This is a genomic window from Photorhabdus sp. RM323S (assembly GCF_042879375.1).
Classification (GTDB): domain Bacteria; phylum Pseudomonadota; class Gammaproteobacteria; order Enterobacterales; family Enterobacteriaceae; genus Photorhabdus; species Photorhabdus tasmaniensis.
The window spans coordinates 17,862-32,115 of sequence record NZ_JBHFKZ010000024.1 but is presented as its reverse complement, the minus strand read 5'-3'; the positions used below and the strand labels follow the sequence as shown (position 1 = coordinate 32,115).

Annotated in this window: 5 protein-coding genes; 2 read left to right on the top strand and 3 right to left on the bottom strand. The window is 43.0% G+C overall.

The features are described from left to right. The first annotated feature begins 686 nt into the window (after nucleotides 1–686). A complete protein-coding gene (locus ACGF7G_RS11790; protein ID WP_339959306.1) occupies nucleotides 687–860 on the top strand; it encodes a type II toxin-antitoxin system RelE/ParE family toxin in 174 nt (57 codons plus the stop codon). Then, a complete protein-coding gene (locus ACGF7G_RS11785; protein ID WP_387465680.1) occupies nucleotides 844–1,167 on the top strand; it encodes a helix-turn-helix domain-containing protein in 324 nt (107 codons plus the stop codon). Before ACGF7G_RS11790 ends, ACGF7G_RS11785 begins: the two co-directional genes overlap by 17 nt. A gap of 76 nt (nucleotides 1,168–1,243) precedes the next feature. On the opposite strand, the gene rtxA is transcribed toward ACGF7G_RS11785, so the two are convergent. From rtxA to ACGF7G_RS11770, 3 genes are all read right to left on the bottom strand, one after another. Continuing rightward, complete coding sequence (rtxA, locus tag ACGF7G_RS11780; protein WP_387465678.1) at nucleotides 1,244–11,863, bottom strand: MARTX multifunctional-autoprocessing repeats-in-toxin holotoxin RtxA; 10,620 nt, start codon at nucleotides 11,861–11,863, stop codon at nucleotides 1,244–1,246. Between the two features lie 668 nt (nucleotides 11,864–12,531). Continuing rightward, a complete protein-coding gene (locus ACGF7G_RS11775; protein WP_387465676.1) occupies nucleotides 12,532–13,269 on the bottom strand; it encodes a cyclase family protein in 738 nt (245 codons plus the stop codon). 80 nt (nucleotides 13,270–13,349) lie between these two features. After that, a complete protein-coding gene (locus ACGF7G_RS11770) occupies nucleotides 13,350–13,730 on the bottom strand; it encodes a hypothetical protein (RefSeq protein WP_387465674.1) in 381 nt (126 codons plus the stop codon). Nucleotides 13,731–14,254 lie beyond the last annotated feature (524 nt).

The following is a 14,254-nucleotide window of genomic DNA, read 5'->3' as shown; positions in this document are numbered from 1 at the left end:
TTCTTTACCCAAGAAATAAACCCGTAAAAATCCTACTATCACAGACAAACATCACAGCTTATGCAGTGAGTAATAGTAAGTTGAACGACAGGAATACAAAAATGAATCCCAATCAATTAATCCCCGTGTATAAGGGGAACAGGATATGAATTTTCATTCATACAGGTCATATGATGAAGCCTGTTTAATAATCATTAAACAACCACAAAATAGCAAGAAAAATTTTCATTTTTTTAAATTTACAAAAATATAAATTTGTAAGAAAGTGTTACAAACTGTAAAAAATCATTAAAACCTGAATGCCAATTCAATTACCTTCAATCTAATTGAAGTATAACACGGACGTAAATACTCTATTTTTCTCAGAAAAATAACCCATAATAGATAAACAGCCTCGAATTCATTTGCATTCCCATGCAACCACCACCAAAAAAATATAACACATTAATTTTTAATTAAAAAATATATTCCCCACAGCCCATCACGATAATTAATTAAATTATCTATTTAGCTATTTCATTTCTAGCTAGCCGTTCATTAAATATCGGGAATAATGATATTACTCTTTTGCCCAATCGATTATACTCCGCTGTTGACGGGTTTCCCGTAAGGAATAAAAATGTCTTTTTGATTCAATTGAGTCTGCTTAGTTGTAAAAATAATGCCAGTTTTCAAGAAAAGCAGTCATTCGCCAATTATTTACTTATGTTTCCGATAGGAATATGGCGAACATTGATGATCGTGAACTGGCTGGATTCAAGGAGCTGGCAAAACATTACGCTGACCTTTCAGATGAAAAGATTACAGCTATGATTAAGAACAAAAAACCGGGGGAGATTTGTCATGACCGCAAAAAGTAAATTTAAAAATCCTGCGTTTGAAGCTATCCATAGCGCTGCTTCTGGATTATTTAGCGTTGGTGCAATTCCACAAGAAACTATGCGTAGCTTTGATAAAACCTGTATTGATAGTGTTAATGATCTTAAGCCTCTTGAGATCAAAGAATTACGCGAGAAACTGAATGTGAGCCAGCCAGTTTTCGCTCGTTATCTCAATACCAGTGTTTCAACGGTTCAGAAATGGGAAACCGGGGTAAAGCGTCCTAGTGGGTTGTCACTGAAATTATTATCTGTGGTTCAGAAGCATGGGTTGAAAGTGTTGATGTGATATAAGAAATAGCCCACTATTCTGTGGGCCATTTTTACTTTTATTACTGGGAGTTAATTAGCTTATAACCCATTAATCAAGCAAATCTCTTCCTGCCAATCATGGTATCTGCCCACGCCATCGTAATAGCCGCTTTCGCCTTACTATCCAGATTCTCAATAAAACCATTATCTCCCGCTGTCGGGGAAAAACCGCTCATGGCCTGGATCAAGGAATCAACCGTATTGTCTGCAAGTGTGATAAATTCACGCTCTCCTGACGGATCTTTATTACCCATCTGCGTCACCAATTTGGCACGGTTACCATTAAAGTAATCATGAAAGGTCACTGAACCTACTGATTCAAATATGCCCTGAGCAGTGTTGTCCTGAGTATGACGGTTCACTGATAACACCAGATCATATCCGCTGCGCTGGAACCACAGGTTTTGCCAGTTAATGCCGTTCAAGACAATCATATCTTCAGCGTTGATATCGCTAACATAATTATCAATCACCTCTGTGCTGACCACAAAGCTGTCTACATCCGCCCCACCCTGGAAGCTGTTCTGATAGCCCCCCAGCACCAGCAGATCTTGCCCCTCACCACCGTCAAACTGACTGAACTTCGACATCGCCGCCGCTATCAGGTGGTCATCACCTTCTTCACCATTGATCACCGCATGGTAGCCCATCAGCTTAATCACATCGTTACCGGTGCCGCCATCAATTCGGTTGTTATTACCAAACACCCTAGCAAAATCATCACCTTCATTCAGGTCAACTTGATTGTTATTGCCGATAGTCACCGCATAGTCCTGGCCTTCCCCGGTATCCACCCGATTGTAGTTACCGGAGGTGATGACGTAATCCTGCCCACTACCGGCATCAATAAAACCCTCTTCACCAAAGATAAATGCCTGATCATTACCTTCCCCCATGAACACATAGTTAATACGTCCGGCCACCACCGCGGTATCATCACCCGCACCGCCAAACATCATGTTTTCACGCCCCATCAGGATACCCAGATCGTTACCGTCTCCCCCAGTATAGATGTTGGATATACCCATAGAATAGAATACGTCATCACCACGGCCACCCCAAAAGTTGTTGTTATCGCCCAGATAAGCACCCAGATCTTTACCGTCACCACCCCAGTTAAAGTTGCTGTTGCCCATCGACATATGAATATCACCGTCTCCTTGCAAATGGCCGCTGTTATGCAGAAAATCAAACGTTTTCTCTTCCATATTAAGCAAATCTGCCGTCAGGTTTTCTTTCAGATTGGTGACTAATGATCGCATTTCTGTTTGTTTGTCTTGACTGAATATCGTCGCAAACAGGTTAGGCAGGTTCAACGCATTAAAACCAAATGTCCGCTCCGGGTTGCTACTGTCAGTCGTTGGCCGGTTGATTTGCACTTTTTCAATATCCCCTGGCTGAACCTGACTTTCTTCCTTAATTTCTTTCTCTTTTAAGCCATGACTTTCCGCAAATGACCTCACTCCATCCGCACCCATATTGATGCCAGAGCGCAAACCATCAAGCCATTTCTCCGGATCAGCAAAAGCGTTCAGCTGTTCACCACTGAATTCTCCAATGATTTCAATCATCTCTTGCAGAATAGCGACACCATCAACCGGTTCGCCTGTGCGGGAGACAATACGCCCCTCTGCGGTGTAATCTACGCCAAAGATATCGGCAAAGGTGGTGTCTGCCCCAACACCGGACAATCGGCCAAGCACTCTGTTCTTAAGCTGACGCGGCAGGTCGTGCGGGTTATAGGTGAAGGTCGTTTTCACCAGACCGGTTGCCGTAAATTGCTGAGTCATCAGACCAAACAGCGATCCCAGGTTGGTATCCAAAATCGACTGGATGTTGTCGCCAAACATCACGTTCCAGTTACCCATTGTCACCTGAATATCCGCGCCCTGACCACCAACCGCAAAGTTGAATGCCAGCGTTTCATTAGCCTGACGGAATTGGTCCGCACGACTCATGTTGCCGATGTCAGCACGATTCCCATTGCTGCTCAACCACGTGTGATATTGCTTATTCAATGTTAATTCGATATCGTTTTTCAGCGCACGGCTGCTACGTTCGTTTTGAGAATCCAGCTCAATCAGGGTGTGATAATCCACACTGCTGGTTTGATCTAAGCCGGATATATCCTGAATAAATTTTTTCGCACCGGCCAATGTCCATTGTTCATTTTGCGCGATTAACCATGTTTGTCTTTCATCGGAGCGGGCGATACCTTGCAGTACGTCCGCAATATGCACAGCGCCATCAAACGGATTGATCAGTGGTGGTGTCGGAATGGATTTATCCATCATCACAATCAGATCGTTACTGCGCCCCATGTTGAAGCTCACATTACGATTGCCAATAAACATCTGCGCACCTTCAAACGCCTGATAGCCGCCAATATCGAAGCGGTGTTTACTCTCACCATCACCAATATGAACCATCAGGTTATTGTCGCCAAAGGCCAGTGATTTAAAGCCGCCATCACCCACTTTGATGCCAACGTTCGATGTTCCCCAATTAATCGCAGTAAATTCTCCTTCTCCCACATTGATCTGAATATTGCCGGAATAACGCCATTGATTGCTGTTCGATCTATCACCGGAATGACTATTTGTCCTGGTTCTGCGCTTCTCCGGCCCGGTGAAAATATTCGAATTCTTTACAATCGCCCCTTTGGCTGGCTCATCTGCGTTGGTTATTCCCACCCGGGAGAGGTTGATGTCACTCTCAGTAATACCCCGCACGACCCGCTCTGTACTGGTCGTCAGTTCACCCTGCTCATCCCACCGGAATATGATTTTGTTATCAGATAGGTTGTTAACCCATTGGTTATTTTCATCACGGGTAAATTTACGGCCTGTCGCATCAACCGCCACTTCACTACGGCGAGCCGAAACATCACTGCGAATCCCTTGCTTATCCAACGCTGTAATAAAGCGACGGGCAAAACCGTCCCGTTTGTCATCACTTATCAGCGAACAACCTACGATACTGATGTGGCTGGGTTTATCCGCCTGACCAAAATGCAGGTTGAACTGTTTGAGTTTTACGGCCAGCTCATCGGCACTGTAACCACTCAAACGACTGTTATTCTGTTCTGATTCATCACGACCATGACCGACAATCTGCCAGCGTAATTTGCCCGATAATTTAGCCGGATCACCATAGACAACCCGGTACTGGCCGTCAGAATCAAGCTGAACAACGACGCTGGAATCCGGATGTTTACCTGCCAGATTAGCCGCAGCTTTAGCAGCGACCGGATCATTTTCTGTCTGAATAATCACCTGACCATCAAAACGCGTTTCACGACCATCGGTTTGAGGTGTAACAGTGATGCGTTCCCAAGACCCGACATTTTTATTTTCGACAACATCATTTGATGACAAGCTTTCCAGCGCCGGGATCGGCGTTTTAAATGTCAGTTTATTTACCGTCGGATAAGTAAAGATTTTACCGACATTCAACTGCACAAAGTTGACAGCTTGCTTAACGTTGTTACCTTCAACTTCAACCAAGACTTTCCTACCCTGTTTCGTCGTCACTTCCAACGTTATATGATCTTCACAGTAATCAATCACTCGCCCGGTAGCACCAGAACCTAGGGTAAAATTCCGGCCTTGCTCTTTTAATGCGCGCAGTACGTAACCCTGTTCACCATCACGCGCCTTTTTCCAGAGACCGTCGTATTTCGCAATACGACCCTCTTCAAATTTATTGAATTGAACATAGAAACTTTGGTCCTTCTGTTCACTCGCCTGAAATTTATATTTCGTGAGGTATCCTTTATGGAAAGAATCCATAAAACGGCGGAAATCATCATAGTCAGCAAACGATTTTGCCCCATAGTTAGGATCATAAAATGACCAAACTGTTTGAGCGTTGTTTTTATGTACCACCACTGACATGGCGTGATCTTCAGACATAAATGTCATGTAAGTCGATTTATTCACATTACGCAACTTATCCATGACAGATTCATAACCTTCCGCCTCATAGTCCAACGCATTATTGATGTTTGGCCCGGTCAGTCCATTGGCTTTTAACTTGCCGCCATACGCGGTATTGGCTGCTCTACGTGCAACAACTGTGGAGCTATCCATCGACTGGCTGTGCTGCATTGATAATATATCTTCAATCGCCGGGCCAATATTTTGGCGACGATATTGGTTCAGTAAAGCGGATTCAATAGAGCCGATATCTGTTCTCTTATTAATTGATGTATCGTTGTACGCTTTAATGACATCTTTCAGCCACATCATATAAGCTTTGCCGCCCCCTAAACCATGTACCCGCTCTTCAATCAAGTAACGGGCGGACAGGGCAAAACATAATCCTTGCATGAGTTTTTTAGACTCAGCAGTGTCTCCCTTGGTCAGGCGTACACTGCCAATTTCAGGAATGATTTCCCCGAGTTTTTCCAGCAGGTTGCTACTCTGACTAAAATAAAATGAATGCTCCCTCAGCTCTTTTCCATGTGCTCTGACATCAAAGATTTTGTTATCAATTTTTTGCAGTATGTCCCCTTTGGCAGCATTATGATGTTGAGAAGCAGAATGATCCGTCAACGCTGTACCTGGCGTATTCAGCAAATATTGGTGTCCGGTATTGAGCGATAAACGATTAACCTCTTGTTCAGCATGACCCAGCGCTGACAGATTTTCGTTGCTTAACCTCTGACTAAACCGTCCATCCGCATTGACAACTGCGGCAGGGTTAACCCGTCTGCCCAGTTCTACATTATCCTTTGGTTTATAACCCTCGCCAGACAAACCACTGCCATATGCCCCCACACGTTCGGGTTTAGCATGACCAGGTTGTTGAGCTCCTTTCGCATCCTCTTTTGCCTGAGCCGCTTTATTTTCCGCTTCTGCAATGTCATGTTTGCCACGACGTTCGGCGCTCTGATAGCGGGTATTAGCGTCATCTTTCGCTCTTTCTGCCCGCCATTGTTGTGAAAGCGCTTCTGCCTTTTTTAATTCCGCGTTTATTTGTGCATTGCCGGTATCTTGCATTGAACCGATAAAATGCTGCTCACTTTTCATTGCACCAGTTTCTGATGTTGCAACCGCTTTTTTGACTTCTTGTTGATTAGTGATAATAACTTGCTGGGTATTATCTAATTGTTGTTGAGACGCAGAACTGGCTTGATTTAATTTATTTTGCACGCCGTTTAACAAACCACCAGCGAAACGATTGCGCCACATGTCACCTGATGTACCATCGTAGTTGGCATAACTATCAAGAACATTCAAACCGTCAGTCATGGAAATCAGCTCATCCGTCACCCCCTGAGCTTCTTCTTTCACTGCGTCACTCTGTGCCTGACCATTCGCCCCCAACGCGTTCTGATCGGTTAGCGCCAGTTGGGATTGTAATCTTGCCATGACTGCCAGCTGTTTATCTTTTTCCTGTTCCAACAGCTGACGAGCTGTTTCCGCTTTCTCTTTATCACTTAATGCATTTTGCGCCGCTTTATCCTGTTTCACATATTCGGTAATGGCATTGGCTTGTAGTGAACTCTCAGATTTGGCAACAATATTATCCACAACATAACCCACCCCATCATTTAAGCCAGTACCTTCAAACATGATTCGGTTACTGCCCTTTTGAGCGATCAATTCCAGCGTTTCATGTTGCCACTTAGCGATACCTTTTGTCGTTGAGAATACCTCTTCACCATTCCAAAGAACCCTAATGCCATTGTTCGTGCGATAGGCATTGGGGCGATCGGCAAAATCAAAACTCAGTGAAATAACCTCCCCTTCATACAAATCGTGCAAATCCTGGTAGATCGCGGTGCTAGCGTAAGTATCAAGTTCACTGACCCGTTCCCCATGATCTGAGTCATCAAGACCATAAGCATTTGCAGGATTATATGCCTCAATACCATGAGTTGACTGCCAGCCATAGTCACCTTGTTCAAAATCACCGTTGACGATCAATGACATCTCAGCTTCTGCAACAACGTTATCCAGAACATAACCCAGCCCGTCATCATCGCCTGTGCCTTTAAATTCAACCCGGTTACAGCCCTCTTTTGCCATTAATCTCAGCGTCTGGGTTTGCCATTCTGTTTGATCACCCGACGTCGAAAATACGCGTTCACCGTTCCAGAAGACCGCCATGCCATCACCAGCAGACATGTCCAAGCGTCCTGCAAAGTCGAAACTCAATATAATAATTTCGCCCTGGTACAAATCGTGCAAATCCTGATAGAGGGTCGTGTTACCGACAACATCAAGTTCACTGACTCGCTCACCATGCCAGTCATTATCAAGACCATAATTGCTCGCAGGGTTATAGGCTTCAATACCATTGATTGACCGCCATCCCAGGTGCTCTTGTTCAAAATCACCGTTAATAATCAGATTTTTATTCTTATTCGATATGGATTTGATTTTTCGATTCAAAATGCTTTCAATCGAGTCAGTGTCCGGCGTGTCTATATCTGTCACTGAAGCACTAAGGTGATGGTTTAAGTCCGAACTGACCGGCTCAACTTGATCCATTTCAAAGCCATTAATGGCAGAAACTTCCGCTAAATTAATCGCCCCCCGGCCTTTACGGCTGCCGGATGTGTTTGATTCACTACCGTGAACCAAATAGTTAATCGCCTGACTGCCGCCCACACCTAAGGCCGTCTGTTTGATATTGTCAAAAAGGAGTGAGAATTTGTTGTCTGCAAGGTTATTTACAGCAAGGCTGTAGAAATCACCATTACCAATTTTAATCGCCACATTATTGCGTGCGTAAGCGGCATTGAACGTCAAACCATCACCGACCTGAATGTTAGCGTTGTTTTCGCCTTTCATGACCGAGACATTGAGACCATTCCCAACGTTGGTATTGATATTGCCGCTGCCCCACGCCATATTAACCGAAACACCATCCCCGACTTTGGTATTGACGTTAAAGTCACCCTGCGTTGCAGCAATATTTAAACCATTCCCCACGGTGGTCGTGATGTTAGTTTGGCCTTTAGCTACTATCACCTGCCGGCCATCACCCACTTTAGTGATAATATTTTTATCACTCCACAAAGCGTTAAAGCTGTCACCCTGACCAATTTGGGTCACAATATTGTCATCACCTTTGGCAAGCACGACATTACGCCCAGCACCGATCTTAGTAATAACATTCATTTCGCCCCAGGCTCCGGTATAGTCATCTCCATCACCGACATGGGTGATAGCATTGGCGTCGCCCTGAACCACAGTAACTTCTTGCCCATTACCAACTTTAGTAATGATATTTTCTTTACCTTTAGCGAAGTTGTAATGGTCGCCATCACCTACATGAGTCAGGATATTGGCTTCACCCCAAGCAGCGTTAACACTGGTTCCATCACCTATTTTGGTCATGAAATTGGCCTTACCTTTGGCAAAACCGATGGTAGTTCCATTGCCGATATGGGTCATCACATTACCTGTATCGGAATTGAGCAAGCCGACCATTGTCCCTTCACCTACTTTGGTCAGAATATTGCCCCGACCAAAAAATACAGCCGCAGTTGCCTCATTGCCTATATGAGTCATCACGTTAGCTTTGCCAACTGCCACTACGCCCATAAAATCATCACCCACTTTGGTAACGATATTCGCTTCACCTTGTGTCAAAACACCGGTTAAACCTTTACCTACATGAGTCATGATATTGGCTTGGCCAGACATTACTGCCAGCGTTGTACCATCCCCGACTTTGGTCATGACATTCAATTCACCGGCAAACAAGCCAATACTGGTACCATCACCCACATGCGAATAGATATTAGCCTTACCCAACATCAAAGCGGTTGTCAGATCATTACCGACTTTTGTCAGCACATTGGCGCCACCGATCATAGCGGCAAAAGTATCGCCATCACCCACATGGGTAAAAATATTAGCTTTGCCAACCATCGCTGACAGAACCATACCGTTACCCACTTTGGTAGCGATATTGCCTTTTGCCAGCATCAGGGCAACGCTGGTACCGTCGCCAATATGGGTAAACACATTGCCGGCCGCTGCCATCAGTACCAGCGCATTGCCATCCCCCACTTTGGTGAAAATATTACCCAAACCGCCCATCAACGCCCAAGCGTCACCGTTGCCAACATGAGTGAAGAGATTGCCTGCTCCCATCATGGCCGCAATCGCCGTTCCATTTCCGACTTTAGTAAAAATGTTGCCGGCCGCCCCCATCACACCCAGTATCTGACCATCACCGACCTGGGTAAGCACGTTACCTAAACCAAACATGATGCCAAGCACATCACCGTTGCCGACTTTAGTTAGAAGATTAGCGCCCCCCTGCATGACGCCCGTGGTGTTGCCGTCACCAATATGAGTCAGTACGTTTGCGCCACCGCCCATCAGCGCTAATGCATTACCCTGACCTTTCTTAGTAAGCACATTGGCCCCCCCCAGAGCAATCGCTGTGGTGTCTGACCGGTCACCACCATCACTGATATGCGTGATAATGTTAGCGCCACCAAACATACCCGAAATCAGATCACCGGCACCAAATCTGGTCAGCACATTGACCCCTCCTGACTGCACAGAAGAGATATTCCCGCTGCCTTTTTGGGTCATGACGTTAAAACCACCTGTCGCTAACCAGTTAGCATGACCATGACCTATTTGCGTGTGCGTATTGTAACCACCCTGCATCACCACCTGGCTGTCGCCATTACCTTTGTGGATCGAAATATTGCCAACCGCCAAAAGATGCGCCAGGTACAAGCCATCACCGATCCGCACAAGTACGTTAGCAGCGCCTCCTGCATTAACATCCATTGCGCCACTCCGGCTTTGGTGAACAATAACATTGGCTAAACCAGCGCCATAAAACGTCAAATCGCCCTGTTCGCCACTTTGTGTAATGATGTTAGCCGCACCTCCACCCGCAAAATTAACATTGCCGCGAGTAACACTGGATTCAATAATATTTCCACCCCCTGCACCGATGAAATTAATATCACCCGAACTCTCACTGATATCCGGTCTATTAAATTCTTCAGTATGTTCTAATTGCTTAGAAATGCGGTATACCGTATCAAACTGATATTGCAGCTTGCTTAAGGTACACCCGCCCGCTTCTATAGGGCTGTATCCATTTGCAGGAGAAAAATCTTCATTAGCCAAATCACCAGTATGATCACCCGCTTTGTACCACGCTTTGGCAAGATATTGCAGTGAACCTGTTTCAGGATCATCCGCCAATTCAACCAGTACGACTTTGGTATATGATTCTATATATGTGGCATACACATAGGTATTAGGTTGACGGTTCCATTTAACTGCGGAAACATCCACTTTCTGGCTGTCGTAAAAGACGGCATGTCCACCCATTTTCGCGTCAGAAAGCGTGATATCTTCCACATTGACTGATGTGCCGACAATATAAGTTACCCACTCATTTTCCATAACGTTTTCTTCAACGCCATGAACGGTCATCGGCTTATGATGTTCAACCGTTAAATTGAAAAGACGATAAGCATCATTAACATCTATATCGACAAATCCATTGAGTGAACAAATATTTTGCGATGCGAGATTTTCAAGATGATTACCTATTTTATACCAGGAACTGGTGTAATAATTGAGCTTGTCGGTGACAGGATCATTTTGCAGTTGAATTTTGCTGATATAAGTGTACTGATTATCGGTAAATGCAAACAGATAAGTATACGGCTCTGTCGTTGATTTAACACCTGTCACTTGCTGAGGCTCCCGGAGAAAATTACCGTCCATCATCGCCGTCGTCAATACGATCTCCTCAGCCCAAGCATATTCTAATGTTCCACCTATTCCCTCATTACGATAAATTCTATTTGCGGTTGTATCTGATCTGGTGATTTCATTATAAGCACCGACACCGGAAAAATTGATATTGCCCCGTGAAACATCAGAGTAAATTTTATTGTAACCACCAATCCCTTCAAACGTAATATCACCCTGAGTTTGTTGGTATTTGTCTTCACTTTGATGCAGGCGTTCAATGTGGTTTGATGCGCCAGCACCACGTAAGATAATATTCCCTTCTTTACCCTTACGTACAATGTGATTATCAACACCGGCACCATTAAAAGCGATATCACCACGCTCCACCCGCGAGCTGATGTAATTTGCTGCGCCTGCACCATTAAACGTCACATCACCCTGAGACCCTTGATAGGATTTAAACCAGGTACGGTCAATGTTATTACCCGCTCCTGCTCCGGCAAAGTCCAAATTACCCCTGTCTGTTTCGTGCCATAATTCGTTGTAGCCACCTGCGCCATTAAAGTCTATATCACCCGTTAAACCTTTACGCTCCAAACTGTTATAAGCGGCAACACCCGCAAAATCCAGATTACCATGGTCACTTGAATGCTCCATGAAAACAGCGCCGGCAGCACCCGAAAATGTAATATCACCATCCCTACTCTTATCAATATTTACGTAACCCGCGCCACCTTTTACTGACAGATCACCACTGGTATCTTCTATTTCTAAATATGCAGCCCCACCAACCACGGTGTCATGCCCGGTACCGGTATACACCTTTGCTGCAATCGAACCGAGGGTAATATGATCATCCCCACCACGAGCATAAATATAGCCACCAAACCCAATAGCATTAATATCATTATTATCATCAGCAGCAAAATAGTTTCCGGTGAAAAAATACTGTGTGCTACTATTTAATGATTTACCCATAAGCAATCCTTTAGCTTATTTCTTTTTCAGATCAGCAAAATAAATAGAGAGAAAACATCTTGGTTATCATTGATATCTAAGATAATTCATATAAATCTTTCAGGCATGTTCTTACCTAATAGGAGTTAATTAATGAAAGCAAAACACAATAAACAAAAAATTAAACTCAGAGGAATCCTAAGTTTATGTGCCTATAAGTTATTTTAAGTAATCCTTTGATTAATTAGGTGAATAAATTGAACGAAATAGTATAGATCATAAATTTAAAAGCAATATTCATAAATAAAAAGTCATTTTACTCCCCTGTATATTGCCTAATAACCAACATTATCGCTATTAATATGAATAAGTTAATAAAATAGAAATAAAATCAACTATGACTGTTTTTTATTCAAATATCATGCAAATAAAAATTTAATTAGTTAAGTCATTAATATTATCGATTTGGAAATATAACAAGATTTAATTTATCTCTTTGAAACAAAAAGATGTAACAAAAAAATGCTTGAGTCAATACACGAAACGCATAGAAGCAGCACATTTACATTCCAAGTGCTAAGACCGAGTCTGAATTTACGTGCTTCTGAAGTCTCTGTTCTTACAGTAGAGCTGAGGTTAGTTATACCGCCGTATTTCCCTTTTTCAGGAGATACGGCACCGGGGAACAGTCACGGAAGTATGGCAAACGAACGAACGGGAAAACCAGATGCTTTTTTAGGTTTGGCGACAATGTTGAAAATGACTGCACCCCGGACAGGGACCTGGTCCAAATTAGCCAAAAGTTCTATCTGATAAGTATCTTGCTTTAATACATAGTCTTCACCTAACAATGCATTATTCTTTCTGAAATCTTTAGCGGCGTCGGTATCAAATGTTTCATGCCCAATGGCTTTAACATGACGCTCCTCAAATAAAAATTTGAGGGCATCCATGCTCCACCCGGGTATTTGGTTATTGCCACGATCATCTTTATTATCCATGGCTTCCTGAGATGACCAGCGTTTACTCCAGTCAGTTCTGAGTGCAACGAAAGTATCTGCCTCAATAATTCCATATTCGTCTTCAAATTTAATAATATCTTCTTTAGACAGTGAGAAATTAGGATCCTGTTTTGCCCTTTCTGACTGATTAAGTACGATTAAAGGTAGAACCAATTCTTTTAATTCCAGCTCATCAAGATAACGGGCATTAGGAACAAAATGACAGGGAGCATCAATGTGAGTCCCATATTGACCGGGGAAAGAAAATTGTTGAACAAGAAAGCCATCCTTATAATCAAACAGTGTCTTAAACTCGGCTGGTTCAAACATGAAAAAGTGGGGAGAGTCTTTATCAAAGCTATGGGTCAAATCGACCCACTTCTTCGATTTCAGTAAAGTGAGTGCTTGTAAGATGTTATTTGACATAAAAACCTCATTTTTGATAACTGATGATATTTTTTATCGATATGGTTTTTCTATAATAAAAGAAAATATATAGATTTTCATCAATTTAAAGAGTTGACTATTTCTTCAAATATTCCATTTGAGTCTATTGTCTGATAGAAACCATTTTCGGTATGCATTGGCATAACTATAGTCGTATTTTTCAATATTGGTTTATTGTTAAAGAAGACAGATAGTTTGTTTCCTGCGTTTTGCTTTATAAGAAGATTAAATGGTTTACTGCAATGATCGCTATTTCTGACTTTAATGAAAATGGAATAGTAGTCACTCCCTTTTTTCGAGGTAATTTCCTCTATACATGACGGAGTTAAATGAAAAGTTTCGCCATTTGTTTTATAGTCAATAGAAAAAGGATGTTTTTTGGGGACACAACCTGAAATGTTTATAATTAACATTAAGAATATGAGCGTTAATATTCTCATCTCTCCTCCTGTTATAGTCAATCCATAGACATTTTGGAAAAATAACTTGGTACAACAGCTTACATCATTCTTCCGTAGCCGTGTAATCATTGTCAATGAAAATTTTTATATTGGCAATCTCTGTTTTTATCACCAGCGTCAAACGGGTATTTCTAAATACCTGTATTGTTATCCGCAGGCATTTTTTAATTCTTTTCAATAAGAATTATCTATTGAGTCCAATCCATTTCCTGAACAAAGTAGAACCGATGATGACAGGAATAGAATCAAGGAGCATGAAAAAATTGACTCCTAAGTTATGAGGTTCGACGTCCAATGGAACGAAAATACGCTATTCTGTCGGCTAACTGCATTTCCCCGAAGGCGCAAATAAACTTAAAAAATATGTCACGTCCGCAAAAATAACCAGAGAAGGGGGTATTGGTGCTCTCTATTTTGCTATCGGTCACATTATTTTCCATTCTATTAACTAAGAATAAGTAATACTCCGCTTCGGGGCGTCTCAACTTTGAGCGTTCCCTGGA

Excerpts from the sequence above, each read along its gene's own strand:
- rtxA (WP_387465678.1), bottom strand. The coding sequence starts at position 11,863 with ATGGGTAAATCATTAAATAGTAGCACACAGTATTTTTTCACCGGAAAC.
- ACGF7G_RS11775 (WP_387465676.1), bottom strand. The coding sequence starts at position 13,269 with ATGTCAAATAACATCTTACAAGCACTCACTTTACTGAAATCGAAGAAG.
- ACGF7G_RS11785 (WP_387465680.1), top strand. The coding sequence starts at position 844 with ATGACCGCAAAAAGTAAATTTAAAAATCCTGCGTTTGAAGCTATCCAT.
- ACGF7G_RS11770 (WP_387465674.1), bottom strand. The coding sequence starts at position 13,730 with ATGAGAATATTAACGCTCATATTCTTAATGTTAATTATAAACATTTCA.